Source organism: Streptomyces racemochromogenes (assembly GCF_039535215.1).
GTDB classification, from domain to species: domain Bacteria; phylum Actinomycetota; class Actinomycetes; order Streptomycetales; family Streptomycetaceae; genus Streptomyces; species Streptomyces racemochromogenes.
In genome coordinates this window covers 574,826-597,596 of record NZ_BAAAWT010000001.1, presented here as the reverse complement: position 1 = coordinate 597,596, position 22,771 = coordinate 574,826, and the positions used below count along the sequence as shown (strand labels likewise).

At 75.3% G+C, this 22,771-nt stretch carries 20 protein-coding genes; 9 read left to right on the top strand and 11 right to left on the bottom strand.

Going from position 1 to position 22,771, the window contains the following annotated elements; all coding sequences use genetic code 11:
• Positions 1-12: 12 nt before the first annotated feature.
• Entirely contained in the window at positions 13-1,785 is a 1,773-nt protein-coding gene (locus tag ABD973_RS02795) for an FAD-dependent oxidoreductase (RefSeq protein ID WP_125823382.1), read from the top strand.
• Positions 1,786-1,849: 64 nt separating this feature from the next.
• Positions 1,850-2,971: a hypothetical protein gene (locus ABD973_RS02790; RefSeq protein WP_345498198.1), complete on the top strand. Its 1,122-nt coding sequence runs from the start codon at positions 1,850-1,852 to the stop codon at positions 2,969-2,971.
• A 74-nt stretch (positions 2,972-3,045) separates the two neighbouring features.
• Here the strand turns inward: ABD973_RS02790 and ABD973_RS02785 are convergent, their stop codons facing one another.
• The 8 genes from ABD973_RS02785 to ABD973_RS02750 all read right to left on the bottom strand — a co-directional run bounded on the left by ABD973_RS02785 (position 3,046) and on the right by ABD973_RS02750 (position 12,465).
• Positions 3,046-4,245 carry a threonine aldolase family protein gene (locus ABD973_RS02785; protein ID WP_125823384.1) on the bottom strand — a complete coding sequence of 400 codons (1,200 nt, stop codon included), beginning with the start codon at positions 4,243-4,245 and terminating at the stop codon, positions 3,046-3,048.
• Between the two features lie 78 nt (positions 4,246-4,323).
• Positions 4,324-5,610, bottom strand: a complete 1,287-nt coding sequence (locus ABD973_RS02780; RefSeq protein ID WP_164721009.1) for an MFS transporter — start codon at positions 5,608-5,610, stop codon at positions 4,324-4,326.
• On the bottom strand, positions 5,603-6,862 hold the full coding sequence (locus ABD973_RS02775) for an ATP-grasp domain-containing protein (protein ID WP_345498194.1): 1,260 nt from the start codon (positions 6,860-6,862) through the stop codon (positions 5,603-5,605). Before ABD973_RS02775 ends, ABD973_RS02780 begins: the two co-directional genes overlap by 8 nt.
• Positions 6,859-8,490, bottom strand: coding sequence for a class I tRNA ligase family protein (locus ABD973_RS02770; RefSeq protein WP_345498192.1), 1,632 nt, complete (start codon positions 8,488-8,490; stop codon positions 6,859-6,861). The genes ABD973_RS02775 and ABD973_RS02770 overlap by 4 nt, the downstream gene beginning before the upstream one ends.
• On the bottom strand, positions 8,487-9,590 hold the full coding sequence (locus tag ABD973_RS02765; RefSeq protein WP_345498190.1) for an NAD(P)/FAD-dependent oxidoreductase: 1,104 nt from the start codon (positions 9,588-9,590) through the stop codon (positions 8,487-8,489). Before ABD973_RS02765 ends, ABD973_RS02770 begins: the two co-directional genes overlap by 4 nt.
• Entirely contained in the window at positions 9,583-9,960 is a 378-nt protein-coding gene (locus tag ABD973_RS02760; protein WP_125823388.1) for a cupin domain-containing protein, read from the bottom strand. The genes ABD973_RS02765 and ABD973_RS02760 overlap by 8 nt, the downstream gene beginning before the upstream one ends.
• Positions 9,957-11,186 carry a lysine N(6)-hydroxylase/L-ornithine N(5)-oxygenase family protein gene (locus ABD973_RS02755; RefSeq protein WP_345498188.1) on the bottom strand — a complete coding sequence of 410 codons (1,230 nt, stop codon included), beginning with the start codon at positions 11,184-11,186 and terminating at the stop codon, positions 9,957-9,959. Before ABD973_RS02755 ends, ABD973_RS02760 begins: the two co-directional genes overlap by 4 nt.
• Positions 11,187-11,202: 16 nt before the next feature.
• The gene (locus ABD973_RS02750; protein ID WP_125823390.1) at positions 11,203-12,465 is read right to left on the bottom strand and encodes an ATP-grasp domain-containing protein; all 1,263 of its coding nucleotides are present in this window, start codon (positions 12,463-12,465) and stop codon (positions 11,203-11,205) included.
• A 265-nt stretch (positions 12,466-12,730) separates the two neighbouring features.
• On the opposite strand from ABD973_RS02750, the gene ABD973_RS02745 reads away from it, so the two are divergent.
• Positions 12,731-13,792, top strand: coding sequence for an NAD-dependent epimerase/dehydratase family protein (locus ABD973_RS02745; RefSeq protein WP_125823391.1), 1,062 nt, complete (start codon positions 12,731-12,733; stop codon positions 13,790-13,792).
• A 19-nt stretch (positions 13,793-13,811) separates the two neighbouring features.
• Here ABD973_RS02745 and ABD973_RS02740 read toward each other — a convergent pair whose 3' ends face one another.
• Both ABD973_RS02740 and ABD973_RS02735 read right to left on the bottom strand, forming a co-directional pair.
• Positions 13,812-14,930: a sensor histidine kinase gene (locus tag ABD973_RS02740; RefSeq protein WP_125823392.1), complete on the bottom strand. Its 1,119-nt coding sequence runs from the start codon at positions 14,928-14,930 to the stop codon at positions 13,812-13,814.
• Complete coding sequence (locus ABD973_RS02735; RefSeq protein ID WP_345498183.1) at positions 14,927-15,715, bottom strand: response regulator transcription factor; 789 nt, start codon at positions 15,713-15,715, stop codon at positions 14,927-14,929. Before ABD973_RS02735 ends, ABD973_RS02740 begins: the two co-directional genes overlap by 4 nt.
• Positions 15,716-15,840: 125 nt before the next feature.
• On the opposite strand from ABD973_RS02735, the gene ABD973_RS02730 reads away from it, so the two are divergent.
• The 6 genes from ABD973_RS02730 (at position 15,841) to ABD973_RS02705 (ending at position 21,286) form a co-directional block, all read left to right on the top strand.
• Entirely contained in the window at positions 15,841-16,554 is a 714-nt protein-coding gene (locus ABD973_RS02730) for a glycosyltransferase family 2 protein (protein ID WP_386381829.1), read from the top strand.
• Positions 16,551-17,180, top strand: a complete 630-nt coding sequence (locus ABD973_RS02725) for a TIGR04282 family arsenosugar biosynthesis glycosyltransferase (RefSeq protein ID WP_345498179.1) — start codon at positions 16,551-16,553, stop codon at positions 17,178-17,180. Before ABD973_RS02730 ends, ABD973_RS02725 begins: the two co-directional genes overlap by 4 nt.
• A 224-nt stretch (positions 17,181-17,404) precedes the next feature.
• Positions 17,405-18,058, top strand: coding sequence for a class I SAM-dependent methyltransferase (locus ABD973_RS02720; RefSeq protein ID WP_241253456.1), 654 nt, complete (start codon positions 17,405-17,407; stop codon positions 18,056-18,058).
• Positions 18,055-19,467: a glycosyltransferase 87 family protein gene (locus tag ABD973_RS02715; protein ID WP_345498176.1), complete on the top strand. Its 1,413-nt coding sequence runs from the start codon at positions 18,055-18,057 to the stop codon at positions 19,465-19,467. Before ABD973_RS02720 ends, ABD973_RS02715 begins: the two co-directional genes overlap by 4 nt.
• 32 nt (positions 19,468-19,499) lie before the next feature.
• Complete coding sequence (locus ABD973_RS02710; protein ID WP_125823398.1) at positions 19,500-20,768, top strand: molybdopterin-dependent oxidoreductase; 1,269 nt, start codon at positions 19,500-19,502, stop codon at positions 20,766-20,768.
• On the top strand, positions 20,765-21,286 hold the full coding sequence (locus tag ABD973_RS02705; protein WP_345498172.1) for a hypothetical protein: 522 nt from the start codon (positions 20,765-20,767) through the stop codon (positions 21,284-21,286). The genes ABD973_RS02710 and ABD973_RS02705 overlap by 4 nt, the downstream gene beginning before the upstream one ends.
• Here the strand turns inward: ABD973_RS02705 and ABD973_RS02700 are convergent.
• Positions 21,246-22,436, bottom strand: a complete 1,191-nt coding sequence (locus ABD973_RS02700; protein ID WP_345498170.1) for a cytochrome P450 family protein — start codon at positions 22,434-22,436, stop codon at positions 21,246-21,248. The two genes, ABD973_RS02705 and ABD973_RS02700, sit on opposite strands and share 41 nt — an antisense overlap.
• Positions 22,437-22,771 lie beyond the last annotated feature (335 nt).

The following is a 22,771-nucleotide window of genomic DNA, read 5'->3' as shown; positions in this document are numbered from 1 at the left end:
AGGAGAACGCTGATGGCCACGACTCCCGACCCGCACCCGACGGGGGTGCGCCCGGTGACCGGTGCGGTCCGCGAGACACCCGACCGGTACGGGGCGTTTCCGCGTCTGACACCGGAGCAGCTCCAGGACCTGGAGGGCCACGGTGAACGCCGAGGCGTCGCCGAGGGCGAGGTGCTGTACCGCGAGGGCGAGCCGTTCCGCGAGTTCCTCGCGATCCTCAGCGGCACCGTCGAGATCCTCCACGACCACGGTGGGCCCGAGGAGCGCACGGTGGCCGTGCACGGGCCCGGCAGGTTCCTCGGCGAGCTCGGTCTGCTGGAGGGCCAAGCCGCCTTCGACACCGCGGTGATGCGCCGGGCCGGCGAGATCCTGGCCGTTCCGGTGGAGCGGCAACGCGCCCTGGTCGACCGCGACCCCGTCCTCGGCGATCTGATCCTCCGCGCCTACCTGGGCCGCAGGTACCTGCTCATCGGCCTCGGCGCCGGCTTCCGGATCCTGGGCTCGTGCTATTCACCGGACACCTTGAGGCTGCGTGAGTTCGCCGCCCGCAACCGGCTGCCCCACCGATGGGTGGATCTGGAGAAGGACAAGGAGGCCGACGCGCTGCTGCGCCGGTTCTCGATCCGGCCCGAGGAGACCCCGGTGGTCCTCTGGAAGAGCGAGCGGGTGCTGCGCAATCCGAGCAACGCCGAACTCGCCCGGCTCATCGGGCTGCCCGCCCCCTCACCCGAAGCCGCGCGGTGCGACGTGATGGTGGTCGGTGCGGGCCCCGCGGGACTCGCCGCCTCCGTGTACGGCGCCTCCGACGGCCTCACCACGGTCACCGTCGACGCGGTGGCCACCGGAGGACAGGCCGCCACCTCGTCCCGCATCGAGAACTACCTCGGCTTCCCGTCGGGCGTCTCCGGGGGCGAGCTCATCGAACGGGCGGTGCTCCAGGCCCACAAGTTCGGCGCCCGCCTCATGGTGCCGGCCCAGGTCACGGAGCTCACCCCGCAGGACGGCGAGTACGTCGTCACCTTCACGGACGGGTCCACGGCGCGGGCCGGCGCCGTGGTGCTCGCCTCGGGCGTGTGGTACCGCAGGCTCGAGGTCCCGGACATCGACCGCCTGGAGGGCGTCAGCGTCTACTACGCGGCGACCGTCCACGAGGCCAGCCTCTGCCAGGCGGACCCGGTCGCCGTGGTGGGCGGCGGGAACTCCGCCGGACAGGCATCGCTGTTCCTCGCGAACCACGCGTCCCGGGTCCATCTCCTCGTCCGGGGCGGCGACCTCAACGCGGACATGTCGCGCTACCTGGTGGACCAGGTGGAACGGCACCCGAAGATCGAGGTGTCGCTCCACACCGAGGTCCGGGGCGTCCGCGGGCAGGAGAAGCTGGAGTCGCTGACCGTGGAGGACAACGCGAGCGGTGAGCGCCGCGAACTGCGGGCCGCGGCGCTGTTCGTGTTCATCGGGGCCCGGCCGCGCACGGACTGGCTGGAGGGCGTGCTGGCCCTGGACGAGAAGGGTTTCGTCCTCACCGGCGCCGACGCGCAAGCGGTGGCCGACGCGTCCCGGTGGGACTCCCTCGGCCGCGATCCGCTGCTGCTGGAGACGACCCTCCCGGGGGTCTTCGCCGCCGGTGACGTCAGGAGCGGTTCGGTCAAGCGCGTGGCCTCGGCCGCCGGTGAGGGAGCCATGGCGATTCGCTTCGTGCACGAGCACCGGGAGGTGACGGGCAACCTGGTCCGCCCCGCAGGCCCTGAGGGGCCCCAGCCTGCGGCGGGCCATCCGGTGGCCTGACGGTGACCGCCCCGCCGCCCGCGGGAGCCGGCCGGGGGAGAGCGCCAACGAGAAGGATCGGGTCATGCACACGCCGCCCCAGGACGTCACGGTCGTAGCCCTTCTCGCGGACCCGGACGCGCCGACGGACGTCGCGCAGCGCATGGCCCGGGTGCTCGCCCCACGACTCGCCGACAGGTCGGGCCCGGGGCGGCGCTTCGAGGTCAGGGTCGTCAGCGAGCCCTTCACCGCGGGGGCCGAGGACCCGCACACCCTGATGCGCCGGGTCAAGGAGCGCGGACGTACGGAGGACTGGGACATCATCGTGGCCCTCACCGACCTCCCGCTGCACGCACACGGGCGCAGGGTCGTCGTGGATCTCAGTCACGCGCACGGGCTGGCGCTGCTCTCGCTTCCCTCCCTGGGGGGTCTGCGCCTGCAGACCAGGGCCCGGCGGGCCGTGGAGGAAGCCGTGCTCGGCCTGGCGGGTCCGCGGGACACCGGTGCCGAGGAGCCCGCGCGAAGGCAGCGGCGTCCACGGCCGTTCGCCGGCCGTCTCACGCCCGTCCATCCGGGCCAGGTCGGTGACGAGGAGACCGCCGATCTGCGCTACGTCATCAGCGGGCCGCGCGGCTACCTGCGCGTGCTCCTCGGCATGGTCCGCGCCAACCGGCCCTGGCGCCTGGTGCCGGGGCTTTCGAAGGCCCTGGCGGCCGCGCTCGCGACGGGAGCGGTCGCCACCGTGAACTCCACCGTGTGGAGTCTCGCCGAGGCCCTGAGCGCGCCGCGCCTCGTGATCGCCATGGTCGGGTCCGTCACGCTCATGATCGGCTGGCTGATCGTGGACGCGGAGCTGTGGCACCGCCCGGCCGGGGGTTCGCCGGAGGCGAGGCAGAAGACGAGGCTCTACAACGCGTCGACGGTCCTGACCGTGGGCATCGGGGTGCTGGTCTGCTACGCGGGTCTCCTGCTCGTCAACGTGGTGTGGGCGCTGTTCATCCTCAACGACCAGGTCTTCGCTTCCATGACACGGGAACCGCTGGACGCGACCGAGTACTGGACGTTGTCATGGTTCGTCGCTTCGACCGCGACGGTGGGCGGCGCGCTGGGCTCCGGCCTGGAGAGCGACGAGGCCATCCGGGCAGCCGCCTACTCCAAGCGCGAACAGGAACGACGCCACATGCTCCAGGACGACCACGGTCCCTAGGGGTTCCAGGCCGTGGCGCTCGACGCGGCCGGCGGGTCGGCGCGTTCGCGCCGGCCCGCCGGGCCGGCCGCCGGCTACTTCGTGGTGCGGTCCGCGGAGAAGGCGGGCGCCTTGCCGAGGGCTTCGATGGCCTCTTCCATCTCGCGGACCCGTCGGCGCAGCAGCGCCAGTTCCTCGCGCTCGGACGTGGTCAGCGCGCCCGACGGCCCTTCGCCGCGCTCCGCCGCCAGCTCCTGCGCGATGGCCGCCGCGAACGCGTCCACGTCGTCCTCGGTGGTGTCGAAGGAGGTCATCCAGCGGACCTCGCCCGCCTGCTCGTCCCAGGTGTAGAAACGGAAACGCTTCTGCAGGCGCTCGGTGACGGCCGGGGGCAGCACGGCGAAGATCTGGTTGGCCTGCACCGGACGGGCGATCTCCAGGCCCGGCAGGTCGCGCACCGCCGCGTACAGCCGCTGGGCCATCGCGTTGGAGCGGGCCGCCGAGCGCAGCCAGAGGTCGCCGCCGAGCAGCGCCTCGAACTGCACCGACATGAAACGCATCTTGGAGCCCAGCTGCATGCTCGTCTTGCGCAGGTGGGCCAGGCCGCGCACCGCGTCCTGGTTGAGGACGATCACCGCCTCGCCGAAGAGCAGGCCGTTCTTGGTGCCGCCGAGCGAGAGGACGTCCACGCCGACGTCGGTGGTCATCTCGCGCAGCGAAACCCCCAGGGTGGCGGCCGCGTTGGCGAGCCGGGCGCCGTCCAGGTAGACGAGCATGCCCAGGTCGTGCGCGTGGTCGCAGATCGCGCGGATCTCGTCCGGCGTGTAGCAGGTGCCGAGCTCGGTGGACTGGGCGATCGAGACGACCCTGGGCCGGGCCCGGTGCTCGTCCTCGAAGCCCCACGCCTGACGGTCGATCAGCTCGGGGGTGAGCTTGCCGTCCCAGGCCGGCACCGTCAGGAGCTTGATGCCGGCCATCTTCTCGGGCGCGCCGCCCTCGTCGACGTTGATGTGGGCCGACTCGGCGCAGACCACGGCCTCCCAGCGGTCGAGCATGGTCTGGAGCGCGAACACGTTCGCGCCGGTGCCGTTGAAGACCGGGTACGCCCGCGCGGTGGGGCCGAAGTGCCCGCGCACCACTTCCTGGAGGCGCTCGGTGTAGACGTCGGCGCCGTAGCTGACCTGGTGGCCGCCGTTCGCCAGGGCGATCGCCGCAAGGACCTCGGGGTGCGCGCCCGCGTAGTTGTCGCTGGCGAAGCCGCGCTCGTCCGGGTCGTGTCGTCGCTGTACGGTCATGGTGCTCGCTGCTCGCTTACTTGTCTCGGTCGTAGGGGTGTGACACGCGGGGGGCCGCACGGGCGGCTGCCGGCGCGCTCAGGTCGGCGCCGGCACCGGCTCCGTCCGGGCGCGGGCCTTCTCCAGGCCGCGCACCAACGCGGGCGCGGCCAGCCCGAGCAGGGCGAAGAGCGCCGCGAGGACCAGCCAGCCCGTCGCCGCCGTGCCGACGACCAGGGAGGTCATCAGCCACGGCCCGGCGAACTGCTGGAGCCCGCGCCCCAGGGAGAACACCGCCTGGTACTCCCCCTGCCGGCCCGCCGGGGCGAGCCCGAAGGACAGGCCCCAGCTCGCCGACGCCTGGTACAGCTCGCCGAGGACGAGCACCAGCGTGCCGCCCAGCAGGGCCGCGGTGTCCAGGAGCGCGCCGTGGCCCCCGCTCACCGCGAAGACCAGGCAGGACGCCCCCAGCGCCCACCCCGCCCAGCGCAGCATACGGGCAGCCCCCGCCGGGGTGCGCGCGCCCCCGCTGACCGCGACCTGGAACAACAGCACCAGGACGGTGTCCACGATCAGCAGCCCCGACACCAGCAGCGCGGGCGCGTCGGTGGCGGTGACGATCCACAGCGGCAGTCCGACCGTCAGCAGCGGGTGGTACAGCTCCAGAGCGCCGCACACCAGCGCGACCGCCACGTAGCGCACGTCCCGCAGCGCGCCGCTGCGCAGTACCCCGCCCGGCGCCCCGGCGGCGGTGGCCCGGGGCCCGGCGCCCGCGGGCAGCCGCATCCCGAGCAGCACGGCGACGGACAGCAGCTGGAGGGCGGCGTTGGCGAGGACCGTGGCGTACAGGGCGGCCGGGGTGCCGGCCGCGATGGCGGCCCCGGCCAGCGCGGCGCCGCCGAGGAAGCCCAGGTTGAACAGGCTGCGCATCTGCGCGCTCACCCTGACCCGCTCCCCCTCGCCCACCAGCGCGTCGGTGAGCGACGCCTGGAGCGCGCCCGCCGAGGTCTCCAGGACCGCGATGGCGCAGGCGACCACGAGGAACGCGGCGAAGCCGTCCACCAGGCAGTACGCGGTGAACCCGGCGGCGGCGAGCAGGAAGTTGGCGGTGAGCACCCGGCCCGCGCCCAGCCGGTCCGCGAGCCGGCCGATAGGCACCGTGCAGAGGAGGCCGCAGAGCCCGGCGACCGACAGGGCGAGGCCCACGCGCTGGGCGGGGATGCCGATGGTCCGGGTGAAGAACACGGCACTGGAGGTGAGGAACACCCCGAGCCCCAGCGACTGGACGAGCGTGAGGACGCCGAGCCTGCGCGCGTTCCCGGCGGCCGGAAGCGTCTCCCGGAGCCACGCGCGCAGCACGGAGCCGTACCGGCGGGCCTCAGCCATGCGGCTCGGCTTCCCCGGCTCCCGGGGCCCGGTCGGTCCGCAGCCCGTACACCTCCATCGCGGTGTGCACGGCGGCCCGCACCCCGGCGGCGCTGCGCCCCCGGAACCGGAAGATCCCGCAGCCCTCGTCATAGCTGCCGGGCCCGGTCATGACCTGGCCGATCGCGGGCAGCTCCTCGTGGTAGACCTCGGGGACGGCCGCCCTGGGCGAGGTGCGGGCGACGACCCGTCCGGGCAGCTCGCGCGGGGCGGGGTAGATGAGCCAGCCGCCGGCCCGGTGCCCGGCCGGTTCGGGGGACGGCTGCCACAGCGGGGGCAGGTCCAGGGCCGCCCGGAACGCCTCGGCGAACAGGTCGATGCCGTAGAGGTCGACGTGCAGGAACGGCACCTGCGCGCCGCCCGGCCGCAGCCCGACCTCCAGGAACACCAGCTCGCCCCCCGGACGCCGGATCGCCTCCAGGTGGAACGCGCCGTCGCGCAGCCCGAGTGCCCGCAGGCAGCGGTCGGCGAAGAGGGTGAGCTCGTCGCGCTCGGGGCCCGGGTCGAGCAGGACCGAGCCGAGCGGGCGGCCCTGCGCGTAGTCCAGGCAGGTGTGGACGTACTGGGAGGCGGTGACGAAGTGGAGGCGGCCGGAGCGGCGGACGCCGTCGACGTGGAAGATGTCCCCCTCGACGTACTCCTCGCACTCGTACGCCTGCGGGTCGACACCCTTGAGGGCCTCGCGCAGTTCACCGGTGCCGTGGACGACCGTGACGCCCTGGGAGCCCGCCGCGGCGCGCGGCTTGAGGACCAGGGGCAGACCGCCGAGGGCGTCGACGACCGCCTCCGCCGACGGGGCGTCGTCCAGGCGCAGGAACCGGGGGACCCGCAGTCCGGCCGCGCCCACCGCGCTCTTCATGGCGGGCTTGTCCTTGAACCGCCGGACGAGGTCGAGGCCGTACCCGCCGGGAACGCCGAGCGCGTCCGAGAGCCGGGCGGCCGTCAGGACGTCGTACTCGGACTGGCCGAAGACGGCCTCGGGCGTGCCGTGCCGGTCCGCGATCTCCCGTACCAGGGGCAGCAGGTCGTCGTGGGCGAGGCTGTCGCGCACGTGGACCTCGGTCGCCCCGTCCCGGTCGAGCGCGGGCAGCCCGCCGGGCGTGGTGAGGTACACCGTCCGGCAGGGGTGGCCGGCGAGGAAGCGGTGGTACTCGCCGAACTCGTCGCCGGAGCGGTTGAGGACGACGTACAGCGGTGTGGTCCGGTCGGTCACGCGTCCGCTCCCGGTCGCAGGGTGTCGGGCAGGCAGGCGTCCAGATCGGCGGCGCTCACCCGGTTGAAGCCGGGCGCGGGCAGGTCCCGGTGGGCCGGGGTCCTGGCCAGGAAGGCCGCCGCGCGGGGCTCCCCGGCGCCGCCGAGGCGCTGCCAGACGAGCTCGGCGAGGTCCGGCATCACCGGGAACGCCAGCAGGGACAGGCCCTTGAGCCACCAGTAGGCGCCGTCCCCGTCCGCGTGGGCGACCGCGTCGTCGGCGCACCAGCGGTCGAGGGCCGCGACCGCGCGCCGGGTCGAGACGCGGGTGCCGTCGAGCGCGGCGGACTGCTCGGCGAGCAGGGTTTCCAGGAGGCCGACGGCGGCCGGGGCGGGCGCCTGCGGCGGCCCCTCGGGCAGCCGGCTCCAGGCGGCGCCGATGCGCTTGCCGAGGCCGTCGGCGAGCACGGCGTTCGCCGTCTCCAGGAAGTCCGCGGTCTCGAAGCTCGCCGCGCCGGACTCCAGATCGGCCCCGGCGAGGTGGTACCGGACGGTGTCCACGCCGATGGCGTCGGACGCGGCGATGTCCGCGGCCCAGATGGCGTGCCGGGCGCTGGTGGAGAACTTCCGCCCGGCCAGCTCGTAGAAGTGGTTGATCAGGCACCGGTCGTACGGCTTCATGTCGCCGTGCAGCAGGCTGGTGCCGACGATCGAGACCAGTGTGGGGATCACGTTGTCGATCCCCAGGGTGGTGATGGTGGTGACCCCGGAGTCCGGGTCGAAGGCGTTCACGCCGGTGCCGGAGAGCCTGCCGTGGACGGCGCCGGCGAGACGGGCGAACATGAAGATCCCCGCGTACGGGAAGAGGGCGCGCGGCACGTCCGGCTCCGCCGCGGGCAGCGCGAGCCCCCACGTCTGCGGGGCGCTCAGCCGTACGGTCAGGCCGTCGCGCTCCAGGAAGCGCGCCACGGTCGCCCGGTAGCGGTCGGCGACGCCCAGGTCCACCAGCGTGCGGTCCAGGAGGTCGCGGTCCGGCAGCCGCAGGAAGAGGCTGGAGATCTCCCGCCAGGTCAGCGGCCCCTCGTCGAGCAGGGGGCGCGGCTCGACGACCGCCTCGGGCAGGAAGTGCGCGCTGCACTCCTCGCAGAAGTAACTGGCGATGCCCGCACCGCACTCGGGGCAGCGACCCTGGAGCCAGCCGCCCACCACCCAGCGGTCCGACGCCGCGCAGTGCGGCACGCGCTCGGTGCGCGTCAGCACCGCGCCGCGGGCCGTCAGCCGCTCGATCGAGGCGGCGACCTCCTGCTCGAACTGCTCCCGCCAGGGCTGCCGGTCGGGGACGATGAACGCGTCGACGCCGATGCGCAGCGCGGCCAGGTCGTCCTGGATGCGCTGTCCGTAGCGGGCGGCGACCTCGCCGGGCGTGGAGTCCTCGGCGTGCGCCCTGAGCGTCACGTACGACTCGTACACGTCGCTGCCGGTGATCACCAGCGGCAGGTCGCCCCGGACCCGCAGGTGCCGCGCGATCATGTCCGACCACAGGAAGGGGCCGCCGATGTGGCCGAGGTGCAGGGGGCCGTTGGGCGTGGCCTCCGGCGGCACCAGGAGGTAGTGCCGGGGGACGTGCGCGTCCCCGGTCAGCAGGCTCATGATCGCGTTCTCCAGTCGAGCAGGTTCAGTGCGTCCTCGGCCATGGCCGGGGCGAGTCGGTAGCCGGAGCCGGAGCCGCCGATGGCCATGACCACGTCGTCGTCGCCGGCCGTGTCCACGACCGGCAGGTGGCCGGGGGTGAAGCAGTCGCTGAAGACCCGGCCGCCGAGCAGGTGCGGCAGGAAGCCCGGTACGTGCCGGGCGAGCAGGGTCCGGGCGAGCTCCCGGTCACGGGCGTCGATGGCGAGGGGTCCGTCGGGGCCGCGGTCCCAGTCGGGCGAGGTGATGCTGAGGATCCAGTGGCCGCCCGGGTGATGGGGCAGCAGGAAGGCGTCGGCGTCCTCCAGCACGAGCGCCGGGGCGCCCGGCGGGGGCGGGGCCATGATGTGGAACGCCACCACCTTCTTGACCCGGGCCCCGCGCTCGCGGGCGGCCGCCGCCAGCGGCCCGTCCAGGGCCCAGGGGCCCGGCGCCAGGACAGCCTGGTCGGCGGTGATCCGGCTGCCGTCGGCGGCGGCCAGTTCGAGCCGTCCGTCCGTGCGGCGTACACCGGTGACCCGGAAGCCCTCCAGGAGGGTGTTGCCCGGCCGGCCGAGGACCTCGTCGAGCAGCCGGTCGGCGAGCCACTGCGGCTGACCGGCCGTCATGGGGTCGCTGGCCAGCAGGACTTCGGCGTCCCCGTGGGCGAGCCCGGGGAACGTCCGCTCCAGCAGGGACCGCTGCTCGGCGGTGACCGGGCGGGTGCGGCCGCCGTCGGCCATGGTCGCGTCGAGCGCGGCCGTGTTCTCCCGCGCCACGAGCCAGCGGACGTCGACCGGAGCGCGTCCGGCGTCGCCGAGTGCGGCGGCGAGCTCGTCGAAGAGCGCGGTGCTGCGGGCGGCCAGGGCGCGCTGGGCCGGGTTGTGCCCCGTGGGCGTGTCGAACCCCGCCGAGAGGCGGGTCGCGCCCGCCCCTCGTCCGGCGTGCGTGATCACGGCGACGCGGCGGCCCGGGTCCCGGCGCACGGCGTAGTACGCGGTGAGGGAGCCGACCGCGCCCGCGCCGACGACGGCGAGGTCGAAGTGGGGCGCCCCACCGGTCCCGGTGGTGCGGTCACTCATCGGGCGCCGACCACCAGAAGGAGTAGACGACCAGGTCCTCGCCCTGGTCGGCGAAGATCTCGTGGACGGACCGCGAGGCGAAGCCCACCATGGAGCCGGGTCCGACGAGGGTCCGTTCGCCGTCGACCTCCAGGGTGCCGGATCCGGCGTGGACCACCCAGATCTCCTGGACCGCGTGCTGGTCGGGAGAGCTGGTCCCGCCCGCCGGCACGGTGAAGCGGGCCGCCTCGAACGGCACGCGGGGGAAGACCGAGCGGGCGAAGTCCGCCTCGGCGACGCTCACTCCGTCGGGTTCCACCTCGGTCGGGCCGAAGGGGACCAGGGCGCCGGTCGCCTCCGCCTGGAACTGCGGGGCCTGATGGGTGGTCATACCCTGTACCTCGTCTCACCGAGCATGCTGTTGAGGATCACCGCGCTGCGCCAGGCGAGCAGGCTGAGGTTGGGATCGGCGACGCCCCAGGAGTGCCGGGCGCCGTTCTGGAGGTAGATCCGGTTCTCGGCGGGCCCGTCCCACGCGACCGAGAAGTCGTCGCCGACGACGAGCATCCCGTCCTCCCGGCGCAGCCGGGCGTCGAGCGGAGCCATGAAGTCCGGCAGGGCGTAGGCGTATCCGGTGCTCAGGATGACGATGTCGGCGGCGAGCAGGGCGGACGCGTCCGGGCCCGAGGACTCGACGGTGAGCTTCCACTCGTCGGGGCCGCCCTCGATCGCGGTGACCGCGCAGTCGGCCATGAAGCGGAGCCTGCCGGGCCTGTTCTCGATGAACTCGTCGCGGTAGCTCAACCGGTAGATGTCCTGGAGGACTTGGAGGTCGATGCCGTCGCTCGTGTACTTCTGCCGGTCCAGGAGCCGGGCCTTGTGGCCGGCGGGCAGCGCGTGGAAGCGGCGTACGTAGTCCGGCGTGTAGAGGTCGTTGGCGAACGGCGAGTCGTCCATCGGCAGGAAGGACGAGCGCCGGCTGACCCAGGTGATGCTCTCGGGCGCCGCGCCGGCCGCCAGGTGCCGCACGATCTCCGCGCCGCTCTGGCCGCCGCCGACCACGACGACCCGCCGTCCGGTCACCTCGGGGGCCCGCAGCAGGAACTCCCCGGAGTGGAAGACGGTGGGGCCGAGGAAGGGGCGGAAGGGCTCGGGTACGGACGGGGTGAGCCCGGTACCGAGCACCAGGTGACGCGCCGTCACCTCGTTTTCCCCGGCGCGGAGGTGGAAGGCGCCGTCGTGGAAGTCCACGCCGTGCACCTCCGCCCCGAACGTCAGGCTCGGCAGCCGCGCCGCGACCCACTGGAGGTACTGGTTGAACTCGGCGCGCAGGACGGCCGGGAAGTCCGCGGCCAGGAACCGGTAGAGCCGGCCCTCGCTCGCGAGGAACGCCAGGAACGAGAAGGGGCTGGACGGGTCGACCAGCGTCACCAGGTCCTTGAGCAGCGAGACCTGGAGGGTGGCCTCGGGCAGCAGCAGTCCGGGGTGCCAGGAGAAGCTCTCACGGCGTTCCAGGTGGGCGCCGCGCAGCCCTTCGACGGGATGCGCGAGCGCGGCGAGGCTCATGTTCGCGGGGCCGATGCCGACGGCCGCGTAGTCGAGTACGTGTGCGTTCATGGTGGGATCCGCCGGGTCAGGCCGGGACGACGAGGTCGCCGAGCGCCTGCCAGCGGTCGACGGCGCCCTGCGGGGAGCCGGCGGTGAACAGGGCGTGGCCCAGGCGCGAGCGGCAGTCCTCGACGCCCGGGATGGTCTCGCCCGGCGCGAAGTACACGGCGGTCTCCAGGACTTCCGGCATGGCCTCCAGCTCCGCCCACCCGGAGAGCTCCCGGTACGAGGAGCGGCCCGCGGCGGAGAAGAAGCGGATGCCGGCGCTCTCGGCCTCCGGCCGTGCGAAGGCGCCGACCGCCTCCGGGCCGAGACCGAGCGCGGTGGCGACGGCCACCCTGGGCAGGGAGACGCCGGTCACGAGCCGCAGCAGCTCCACGATCCGGTCGCCCGGCAGCCGGGCGCCGATCTCGATGAGCACCGGACCGTCGGCGGCCAGGCGCAGCTCGCAGTGGAAGGGGCCGCTGGTGATGCCGACCGCGCGGACGACGTCGCCGACGTAGGCCTCGACGCTCTTCAGGGTGGCGTCGTCGACCAGGGCCGGGGTGAGGTGGCCCATCTCCACGAAGTCGGGCTCGGGGCCGAGCAGCGTGCGGCTGAGGGCGACGACGGTGACCCGGCCGTCGTCCAGGACGTAGCCGTCGGCGCTGAACTCGGGCCCCTGGACGTACTCCTCTACGAGCACCCGGTGCTCGTGCAGCTTGCCCATGTCGGGCTCCGGGTCGGTCACGAGCCGCTGGAACGCGGCGGTGAGCTGGTCGAGGTCGTCCGCGCGGCTGACGTGGATGCTGCCGGAGCAGGCGACCGGCTTCAGCACGCAGGGGAAGCCGACCCGTTCGGCCGCGGCGCGCAGTTCGGCGTCGGTGGTGGCCTGGGCGAAGCGCGGGGTGCGCAGCCCGGCCTCCGCCACGGCGGCCCGCATGACGCTCTTGTCACGGACCCGGTCGACGGTGGCCACGGGCAGGCCGGGCAGGCCCAGCGCCGCGGCGACGCGCGCGGTCGCCACCACGTAGATGTCGGAGCCCGGCAGCACCGCCTCGAACGGCTCGGCCCGGTGCAGTTCGAGCACGGCCGCTTCGAGGGCGGCCTGGTCGTTGGTCTCCACCGTCAGCACCGAATCGGCCGCCGCGCGCACGGCGTCGGAGAGCCGGCGGTCGCCGGAGTCGGCGGTGGCGACGACGACCCGCAGCCCCATCTCGGCGGCGACGCCGATCAGGGTGGCGCCCCCGGAGGAGGCGGGTTCGACCACGAGGACGCGGGCAGGACGAAGTGCATCTGTGTGCGGCAAAGCGAATTCCCCCGGGGCAGTGCTGTGTTGGACCGGATCGCGGCCCTGATCGTGATCTTTCTATCCGTGCGCTTCGGCCCCGGTCAATGGATCACCGCAAAAACATCTGCCAGAGGGCGTTCGCGCCGGATATTTTCCGGAATGGGAGGCTGGTCGGGCCTGTCGGGTTCCCCGAAGCGGACATCCCGGGGGGAAGGGTGACGGAAGTCTTACGGCACGGTGCGGGAGCCGTCCGCCGGGGTCCCGGTTCCGTAGCGTGCCGGGCATGCGCGTACTCGTCACAGGAGGAGCCGGGTTCATCGGCTCGCACGTGGTCGCCGTCCTGGCCGCCGGGGGACACACCCCGGTGGTGCTGGACGCGCTCTTGCCGGCCGCCCATCCGCGGGCCCCCCGGCTGCCGGACGCCGAGTTCGTCCGGGGCGACGTCCGGGACGCGGAGGCGGTGGGGCGCGCGCTGCGCGGCGTGGACGCCGTGTGCCACCAGGCCGCCATGGTGGGCCTGGGGAAGGACTTCGCGGACGCGCCGGAGTACGTCGCCTGCAACGACCTGGGGACGGCGGTGCTGCTGGCCGCGACGGCCCGGGCCGGGGTGCGCAGGTTCGTACAGGCCGGCTCGATGGTGGTGTACGGGGAGGGGCGGTACGAGTGCGCCGGGCACGGGGTGGTGCGGCCGGGGCCGCGGGCGGCCGCGGACCTGGAGGCGGGCCGGTTCGAGCCCCGTTGTCCGCGCTGCGGGGACGCGCTCGTCCCGGGGCTGGTGGACGAGGACGCGCCGGCGGATCCGCGGAACGTCTACGCGACGACCAAGCTCGCGCAGGAGCACCTGGCCGCCGCCTGGGCGCGGTCGACCGGAGGTACGGCCGTGTCGCTGCGGTACCACAACGTGTACGGGCCGGGCATGCCGCGGGACACCCCGTACGCGGGCGTCGCCTCCTTCTTCCGGTCCGCCCTGGCCCGGGGCGAGGCCCCGCGGGTCTTCGAGGACGGTGGGCAGCGGCGGGACTTCGTCCACGTACGGGACGTCGCCCGGGCCAACGCGGCCGCCCTGGCCGGCCTCGCGGGCCCGCCGGACGGCGGCCACCGGGCGTACAACGTCGGCAGCGGCGACCCGCACACCGTGGGGGAGATGGCCGCCGCGCTCGCCGCGGAGCACGGAGGCCCGGCGCCCGTGGTGACGGGGGAGTTCCGGCTGGGCGACGTCCGGCACGTCACGGCGGACTCCTCCCGGCTGCGGCGGGAGCTGGGCTGGCGTCCCGAGGTCGGGTTCGCGCAGGGCATGGCCGAGTTCGCGCGGGCCGGGCAGCGGGCCTCAGCCGGGGCCGGTTAGGCCCCGGCGGCGGCCCCGGTCAGGTGTTCGCGGTGGCGAGCGGCAGGGTGACCTCGAAGCGGCAGCCGCCGGGCACGTTGTGGACCCGGGCCCGCCCGGCGTGGGCCTCGACGATGCCCCGTACGATCGCCAGCCCGAGCCCGGCACCGGCAGGGGGCGTACGGGCCCGGTTCCCGCGCCAGCCGGTGTCGAACACCTTGGGCAGGTCCTCCTCGGGGATGCCGCCGCAGCCGTCGGTGACCGACAGCACGGCGGTGTCCTCGTGCCGGTCGACGCGCACGGCCACGGTGCCGTCGGCCGGGGTGTGGCGGATGGCGTTGACGAGCAGGTTCGTCAGGACCCGGGTCATCTCCTTGCCGTCCACCTCGACCGGGACGTGGGAGATGTCCTCGCCGCACAGCCGCACCCCCCGCTCGCGGGCCAGCGGGTCGGCGCCGAGGAGGGCGTCGGCCGCCAGGTCCCGGAACGAGACCCGGCTGGGAGTCAGCTCCAGGGCACCGGCGTGGATGCGGGAGAGCTCGAAGAGGTCGCCGACCATGGAGCCGAGGCGTTCGACCTCGGTACGGATCTGCCGGTGGTAGCGGGCGGGGTCGGCCGCTACCCCGTCCTCCAGGGCCTCGGCCATCGCCCGCAGTCCGGCCAGCGGGGTGCGCAGGTCGTGGGAGATCCAGGCGACGAGCTCGCGGCGGGAGGACTCCAGGGCGCGCTCGCGCTCCCGGGAGGCCGCGAGCCGGGCGCTGGTGGCGGCCAGCTCCCGGGTGACGGCGGCCAGTTCCGCGGTGGCCCGGGCCGGGGGTGCGGCGAAGCTGCCGCCTTCGCCGAAGTCCCGTGCCGCGCGGGCGAGTTCGCGGCTGCGGGCCACCACCCAGCGGCCCAGCAGCAACGCGGTGGCCAGCGACACGACGGCGGCCATGGCGGCCACGAGGGTGACGACGCTCAGGTCGTGGGGGGAGAGGAACATCGCCCGGGCGACGGCGAGGGTGCCGGCGAGCATGGCGGCCACGGCGACCGCGGCGACGACGGCCAGGGAGACGGTGACGGACCGGTGCCGCAGCAGGCGCAGCGCGACCGCGCCGAGCAGGCCGGCGCAGGCCGCGCCCCCGAACGCGAAGGCCGCGATCAGCAGGACGTCCTTCACCGGGACCCCTCCTCCCCGCCCGCGTCGAAGCGGTACCCGACGCCCCAGACGGTCTGGATGAGCCGGGGCGCCGCCGGGTCGTCCTCGATCTTGGCGCGCAGGCGGCGTACGTGGACGGTCACGGTGGACAGGTCGCCGAAGTCCCAGCCCCACACGTCCCGCATCAGCTCCTCCCGCCCGTGGGCCCGGCCGGGCTGGGTGAGGAAGTACGCCAGGAGGTCGAACTCCCGCAGCGTGAGCGTGAGTTCCCGGCCGTTCCGGTCGGCCCGGCGGGTCCGCGGGTCCAGCCGGATCCCCGCCCCGGTCAGCAGACCCCGCCCGGCGGGCCCCGGCGTCGCGGCCCGGCTGCGGCGCAGCACGGACTCGACGCGCAGGACCAGCTCGCGCGGGCTGAAGGGCTTCGTGACGTAGTCGTCCGCGCCGAGCTCCAGCCCGGCGATCCGGTCGTCCTCGTCGCCGCGCGCCGTCAGCATGATCACCGGAACGGGACGCTCGGCGCGCAGCCGCCGGCACACCTCCAGCCCGTCGATCCCGGGCAGCATCAGGTCGAGGACGACCAGGTCCGGGGCGCACCGGGCGGCGGCGTCGAGGGCGGCGGGGCCGTCGGCGGCGTGCCCGACGTCGTGGCCGGCCCGGCGCAGGTAGCCGGTGACGACCTCGGCGACGGTGGGGTCGTCGTCGACGACGAGGACCCGGGCTGGCGGGACGGGCGGGGGCGTGCTCGGGGTCGCCGTCGTGGTCGTGCTCGCGGTCGTGCTCGCGGTCGTGCTCGCGGTCGTGCTCATGAAGGCAAGCCTCCCACCGCCGGCCCCCTCCCGTCCCCGGCGGCCCGACCCCGGACGGCCGACGTCCGCGTTTCGTAAGGAGTCGATGTCCGCTATGTCCCCGGGGAATTCCTACGGTGGCAGTCGTGACCGAAATCTCCGTGGACGTCGTCCTGCCCTGCCTGAACGAGGCCGGGGCCCTGCCCTGGGTACTCGCCCGCATCCCCGCCGGCTGGCGGGCCCTGGTCGTGGACAACGGGTCCACCGACGGGTCCGCCGACCTCGCCCGCGCCCTCGGCGCCACCGTCGTCCAGGAGCCCCGGCGCGGCTTCGGCGCCGCCTGCCACGCCGGACTCCTGGCCGCGGAGGCCGAGTACGTCTGCTTCTGCGACTGCGACGCCTCCCTCGACCCCGGCCTGCTGAGCGGGTTCGTCCGGGCCGTCGCCGCGGGGGAGGCCGACCTCGTGCTCGGCCGCCGCCGCCCCCGCGGCCGGGGCGCCTGGCCGGCGCACGCCCGGGCGGGCAACCTCGCCCTGGCCCGGATGCTGCGCCGCCGCACCGGCCTGCGCCTGCACGACCTCGGCCCGCTGCGGGCGACGCGCCGCGAGGACCTCCTGCGCCTGGAACTGACCGACCGGCGTTCCGGCTACCCCCTGCAGATGGTCGTGCGCGCCGCCGACGCCGGCTGGCGGGTGCGCGAGGAGGACGTGCCCTACCTGCCGCGCAGCGGCAGGTCCAAGGTCACCGGCACCTGGCGGGGGACCTGGCAGGCCGTCCGCGACATGCGCGCGGTGCTCGCCGAGCCGCCGTACGCCCCCGCGGGAGCCGCCCGCACCGAGCGGTCCGGGGGCGCCAGGTGACCAGCCTGCTCGTGATCGCCAAAGCGCCCGTGCCCGGCCGGGTCAAGACCCGGCTCACCCCGCCGTTCAGCCCCGGGCAGGCGGCTGCCCTGGCCGAGGCCGCGCTCGCCGACACCCTGGCCGCCGTCGCCGCCACCCCGGCCGGCCGGCACGTGCTGGTCCTGGACGGTGCCCCGGGGCGGTGGCTGCCGCCCGGCTTCGAGGTGGTGCCGCAGAGCGGCGGGGGCCTCGACGAACGGCTCGCGGCCGCGTTCGCCGGCTGCACCGGCCCGGCGCTGCTGATCGGCATGGACACCCCGCAGGTCACCCCGGCGCACCTGGCGCCGGCGCTGGAATTCGACGCGTACGACGCCTGGTTCGGCCCCGCAGCCGACGGTGGGTTCTGGGCCCTGGGCCTGGCGGCGCCCGACCCGGCCCTGCTGCTCGGCGTACCCATGTCCGCACCCGACACCGGGGCGGTGCAGTACGAGCGGCTGCGCGCGGCCGGACTGCGCACCGGGCTGCTGCCCCGGCTCCGCGACGTGGACACCGCCGCCGACGCCGCCGAGGTGGCCGCCCTCGCCCCGACCGGCCGCTTCGCCACCTGCCACCGGCGCCTGAGCGCCGACACGGCGGTGACCCGATGACCACCCCCGCCACCTCCCCACCCCCGCCCCACACGGCGGTCACACCCGGGCCCCCACCCGCGCCCCGCTCGGCGCCCGCGCCCGCGTCCCGTACCGCGCCCGCGCCTGCGCCCGCGCCTGCGTCCCGTACCGCGCCCGCGCCTGCGGCCGCGCCTGCCTCCCGCGCCGCGTCCGCGGCCCCGGCACGTGTCGCGGGTGGGCCGGCGTGGCGGGACGATCCCTACGTGCTGGCCCTGCGCGCCGGCCGGGGGCCCCTCTTCCTGCGCAGGTCGGACGGGTGGCTGCTGCCCCTGGACGTCGAACGGTGGTGTGCCGGGACCGACGCCGCCGACGAGAGCGTGCTCGCCCGCTGCCACGGAGCCGTCCTCGACATCGGCTGCGGTCCAGGCCGGCTCGTCGCGGCGCTGGCCGGACGCGGCCACCGCGCGCTCGGCATCGACGTGACCCCCGCCGCCGTGACCCGGACCGCGCGTCGCGGCGGAACGGCACTGTGCCGCTCCGTCTTCGACCCCCTCCCCGGCGAACGCCGCTGGAACACCGCCCTGCTGATCGACGGCAACATCGGCATCGGCGGAGACCCCGCCGCGCTCCTGGAACGCACCGCGGACCTGCTCGCCCCCGGCGGCCGCCTGGTAGCCGAGGCCGCGCCCGTCGAAGTGGACGAGCGGTGCGAGGTGCGCCTCGACGACGGACGCGGCACCCTCGGCACCCCCTTCCCGTGGGCCCGGGTCGGCATCCGGGCCCTGCGGGACCACGCCGAGGCCGCCGGCTGGCGCACCGTCCGCAGCTGGACGCTGGCCGGCCGGCCCTTCGCCGAACTCGTCCCCGGCCCCCGGCGCCGCGCCGCGGCCCCCGCCCCCGCCGGAGCCGCGCCGTGACCCGGCCGCCCACCGCCGTCCCGCGGCGCGCCACGGCCGTCACCGCCGTCCTGCTGACCGCCCTGGCCGGCCTGCTCGTCCTCACCGTGCGCGAGGACGGCTACTTCGCCGACCCGGCCGGCCTGTCCTGGCTGTACGCCGCCTGCTGGGCGCTGTTCGCGGCCGCCGTGTGGTCCCTGCGCCGGGTACCCGCCCGGCACGCCACCGTCCTCGTCCTCGCCGGCGGCATCGCCGTCGCCCTGACGGGCCTCGGCGCCCCGCCCCGCACCAGCACCGACTCGTTCCGCTACGCCTGGGACGGCCGCGTACAGGCGGCGGGCATCTCCCCCTACGACCACGCCCCCGCCGACCCCGCCCTGCTGCCGTACCGCGACGACTGGCTGTTCCCCACCGGGACGGCGTGCGGCGAGCCGGACCTCGCCCCGGTGTCCGAGGGGGTCTGCACCCGCATCAACCGCCCCGGCGTGCACACCGTCTACCCCCCGGCCGGCGAGCTGTACTTCCTCCTCGTCCACGCCCTCTCACCCGACGCGGTGCGCCACAAGGCCCTCCAGACGGGCGGCGCCCTCCTCGCCGTCACCACCACCCTGGTCCTGCTGCGCGTCCTGCGCCGCCGCGGGGACCCCCGTACCGCGGCCTACTGGGCCTGGTGCCCGGCGGTCGCCGTCGAAGCCGTCAACAACGCCCACGCCGACGCCCTCGCCGTCCTGCTGTCCGTCCTCGCCCTGGGGCTGACGGTCCGCCACCGGGCCCTGGGCGGCGCCGTGCTCGGCCTGGCCGTCGGGGCCAAGCTCCTGCCGGCCGTCCTGGTCCCCGGCGCGCTGTCCGGCGTACGCCGCCCCCGCGACGCCGCCGCCACCCTGCTCCCCGCCGCCGCGGTGCTCACCGCCCTCTACCTGCCGTACGTCCTGCTCTCCCGCTCCTCCGTCCTCGGCTACCTCGGCGGCTACGCCGACGAGGAGGGCTACCAGGACGCCTCCGCCGGCAACCGCTACGCCCTCCTGCGCCTGCTGCTCCCCGACTCCTGGGCCGTGCCCGCCGTCGCCGCGGGCATGCTCGCCGTCAGCCTGTACGTGATGCGGCGGGGCGACCCCGGGCGACCGTGGAGCGGAGCCCTCCTGGTCACCGGGACCGCCTTCCTCCTGACCACCCCCGGCTACTCCTGGTACGCCCTCCTGCTGATCGCCCTGGTGGCGCTCGACGGGCGCTGGGAGTGGCTCGGCGTCGCGGTGGCCGGCGCGGCCGCCTACCTCACGGGCCGGGTCGTCCCGGACGCCGGCACGGCCGCGTACGCCGCCGCCGCGCTCGCCGTCCTCTGCGGCTGGGCGGCGCGCCGGCGGCCCCGCGGACGCCGCACCACCTCCGACCGTACGACCGGCACGCCCTCCCCGGCGGGGGAAGCCCGGTGAACCCGCGACCGCACGACCCGAGGAGACACCCCATGGCAGCGAAGAGCGGCGCGGCACCCACCCCCGGGGGCCCGTTCCGCCCGGAGTTCTGGCGCAGCCCGCTCCGCGGCCCCTGGCTGACCGCGGTGTTCGGGACCGTCCTGCTCCTCGGCATCCCGATCCTGTTCGTCACCGGCCTGCTGTCGTACGCCGCGTACGAACCGGACCTCGCGGCGGTCAACGACCAGACCCCCGGCAAGGGATGGCTCGGCTTCTACCTCTTCTCCTGGCCGACCTCTCCCCACTGGCTCTACCGGGTCACCCAGGGCGTGCACGTCACCCTCGGCGTGGTGCTCGTGCCGGTGCTCCTGGCGAAGCTGTGGTCGGTGATCCCGAAGCTCTTCGCCTGGCCCCCCGTGCGGTCGCCCGCCCAGGCCGCCGAGCGGCTCTCGCTGCTCCTGCTGGTGGGCGGCGCCGGATTCGAGTTCGCGACCGGCATCCTCAACACGCAGCTCAAGTACGTCTTCCCGGGCTCCTTCTACACGCTCCACTTCTACGGGGCCTGGGTGTTCACCGGCGCCTTCGCCGTCCACGTGGCGTTCCGGCTGGGACGGGCCGTGCGGGCGCTGCGCGCGGGGCCGCGGCAGCCGGACCCGGACAGCGAGGAGGCGGCCGGCCTGGTCGCGCCCCGCCCGGCCGCCCCGACGATCTCGCGGCGGGGCGCGCTGGGCATGGTCGGGCTGGGTGCGTTCGCGCTGTTCGCCGTGACGGCGGGGCAGAGCGTGGGCGGGTGGTTCCGCCGGACGGCGCTGCTGGCCCCGCACGGACAGGAACCGGGCCCCGGCCCCAACGGCTTCCAGATCAACAAGACGGCCGCCTCCGTGGGCATCCGCCCCAGCGACACCGGTCCGGCCTGGCGGCTGACCGTGCGCGGTGCGGGCCGCCAGGTCGACCTCACCTACGACCGGCTGCTCGGCCTGCCGCAGAACGAGGCGCTGCTGCCCATCGCCTGCGTGGAGGGCTGGTCGACCGCCGACCAGCACTGGAGCGGTGTCCGCCTGACCGACCTGGCCGCGCTCGTGGGGCTGGGCGCGCACGCTCCGCAGGTCCTGGTGGAGTCCGTCCAGCGGGGCGGCTCGTTCGCCTCCGTCGTGCTGAGCGGCGGCCAGGTCCGCGACGCGCGCTCGCTGCTGGCCGTCCGGGTCAACGGGGCGGTCCTGTCCCCCGACCACGGCTACCCGGCCCGGGTGATCGTGCCCGGCGCCCCCGGGGTCCACAACACCAAGTGGGTCACCCGCCTGACCTTCGGGGAGCCTTCGTGAAGCCGCCGCCCGCCGACTCCGCCGTAAGCCCCTTCCGGCACCGCTACGGGGCTTCCCCGCTCCACCTGCTCCTCGTCCTCGCCTCCTTCGCCCTGGCCTGCTACGCGGGCCTGCGCCTGCTCGAAGGGGACGCCCTCGGCGTGGCCCTGTGGTTCGTCGGGGCCGCGCTCCTGCACGACCTCGTCCTGCTGCCCCTGTACGCGGTCGCCGACCTGGCCGTCCAGCGGCTCCTCGGCCGCGGGGCCGGGCCGGGGGCGCGCCCGCCCCGGGCCGGCGTGAACCACGTGCGGGTGCCGGCCTTCGTCTCCGGGGTCCTGCTGCTCGTGTACTGGCCGCTGGTGCTCGGGGAGGTCGGCCCCTACACGGCCGCCACCGGCCTGCCGTCCGACGTGTTCCTCGGGCGGTGGCTGCTGATCACCGCATGCCTGTTCGCCGCCTCGGCGGCCGTCCTGGCCGGGCGGCTGTGGGCCCTGCGGGTCAGGCCAGGACGAGGGGGAGGGCGGCCAGGCCCCGGGTGAGGCGGGTCCGGCGCCAGGTCAGGGATTCCGGGGGGACGGCCAGGCGGCTGTCCGGGAAACGGGTCAGGAGGGTGCGCAGGGCGGTTTCCGCCTCGGCCCGGGCCAGGGGGGCGCCCGGGCAGCGGTGGACGCCGTGGCCGAAGGCGAGGTGGGCGCCGGCGTCGCGGTCGAGGTCCAGGCGGTCCGGGGCGGGGAAGGCGGCCGGGTCGCGGTTGGCGGCCCCGGGGGCGATGAGGACCGGATGGCCGGCCGGGACGACAGTCCCGCCGATGCTCAGGTCCCGCGTGCTGTGGCGGAAGGTGGCCACGCCCACCGGGGAGTCGTGGCGCAGGAGTTCGTCGAGGGCGCCGGGGATCAGGTCCGGGTCCCGGCGCAGCCGTTCGAACGCCTCCGGGTGCCGGAGCAGGGCCAGGACGGCGTTGCCGATGAAGTGGGTGGTGGTCTCGTGCCCGGCCACCAGGAGCAGGGCGGCCAGCGAGACGGCCTCGTCCCGGTCGAGGCCGCCCTCGTCGCAGTCGCGGAGGAAGGAGTGGAGCGGGCCGTCCCCCGGGGTGGTGCGGGCCCGGTCGAGGAGGGCGGTGAGGTGGTCGCCGATGCGGTGCGAGGCCGCGTCGACGCGGGCGGTGTCCGTGGCGTCGAAGAGGTCGTGGGACCACGCGGCGAGGCCGGCGCGGTCGGCTTCGGGTACGCCCAGCAGTTCGCAGACGACGGTGACCGGGAGGGGGACGGCCAGGCCGGCCACCAGGTCGATCTCCGCGCCCGGCTCCCATGCCGACGTGAGGTCGTCCACGACCCGGGTGATGAACGGGCGCAGCGCGCGGACCCGGCCGGTGGTGAACAGGGGCGTCGCCACCCGGCGGTGGCGGGTGTGGACGGGCGGGTCGCTCGACAGCATGGTGCGGGAGACGGCGGGGTGCAGGTCGCGGTCCGAGGGCCGGCCGGCGAAGAACCGGGCCGTGTCCTTGGACAGGCCGGGGTCGGTGAACGCCTGCCGGGCCTCGGCGTGGCCGGTGACCAGGTACGCGTGGTGGCCGCCGGAACCGGTGGTGATCCGCTGGACGGGGCACTCCCGGCGCAGCCGCTCGTAGGCCGGGTAGGGGTCGTTGAAGAAGGCCGGGTCGCGCAGCGGGTCCTGCCGGGGGCCGCTCACGAGGCGGCGCCGGCGTGCGCGGCGGCAGCGAGCGGCGGCCGGGCGGTCTCCGCCGGAAGCCCGTCCTCGCGGGAGCGCCCGGCACGGGGCGCGCAGCTGCTCAAGGTCCTTGTCCTCACTCTGGTGACGCCGGAACGCACCCCCATGCTGGCACGCCCGACGCCCCCTGGGGCCGGCGACCGGCGCGCGGGTCACGCCCCCTCGGGACGGTGTTCCCCGAAGCGGGCCCGGCCGATGACCCGGGCCGCCCGTCGCACTCGGCCTGCGGCGCGCTATGGTGGTGTGCGAGGCCCCGCGTCATCCCCCGTGCGCGGGGCCTCACTTGACGCCGTGAC

Coding starts and splice junctions, on each gene's coding strand:
- ABD973_RS02795 (WP_125823382.1), top strand. CDS start 13: ATGGCCACGACTCCCGACCCGCACCCGACGGGGGTGCGCCCGGTGACC.
- ABD973_RS02790 (WP_345498198.1), top strand. CDS start 1,850: ATGCACACGCCGCCCCAGGACGTCACGGTCGTAGCCCTTCTCGCGGAC.
- ABD973_RS02785 (WP_125823384.1), bottom strand. CDS start 4,245: ATGACCGTACAGCGACGACACGACCCGGACGAGCGCGGCTTCGCCAGC.
- ABD973_RS02780 (WP_164721009.1), bottom strand. CDS start 5,610: ATGGCTGAGGCCCGCCGGTACGGCTCCGTGCTGCGCGCGTGGCTCCGG.
- ABD973_RS02770 (WP_345498192.1), bottom strand. CDS start 8,490: ATGAGCCTGCTGACCGGGGACGCGCACGTCCCCCGGCACTACCTCCTG.
- ABD973_RS02765 (WP_345498190.1), bottom strand. CDS start 9,590: ATGAGTGACCGCACCACCGGGACCGGTGGGGCGCCCCACTTCGACCTC.
- ABD973_RS02760 (WP_125823388.1), bottom strand. CDS start 9,960: ATGACCACCCATCAGGCCCCGCAGTTCCAGGCGGAGGCGACCGGCGCC.
- ABD973_RS02755 (WP_345498188.1), bottom strand. CDS start 11,186: ATGAACGCACACGTACTCGACTACGCGGCCGTCGGCATCGGCCCCGCG.
- ABD973_RS02745 (WP_125823391.1), top strand. CDS start 12,731: ATGCGCGTACTCGTCACAGGAGGAGCCGGGTTCATCGGCTCGCACGTG.
- ABD973_RS02735 (WP_345498183.1), bottom strand. CDS start 15,715: ATGAGCACGACCGCGAGCACGACCGCGAGCACGACCGCGAGCACGACC.
- ABD973_RS02710 (WP_125823398.1), top strand. CDS start 19,500: ATGGCAGCGAAGAGCGGCGCGGCACCCACCCCCGGGGGCCCGTTCCGC.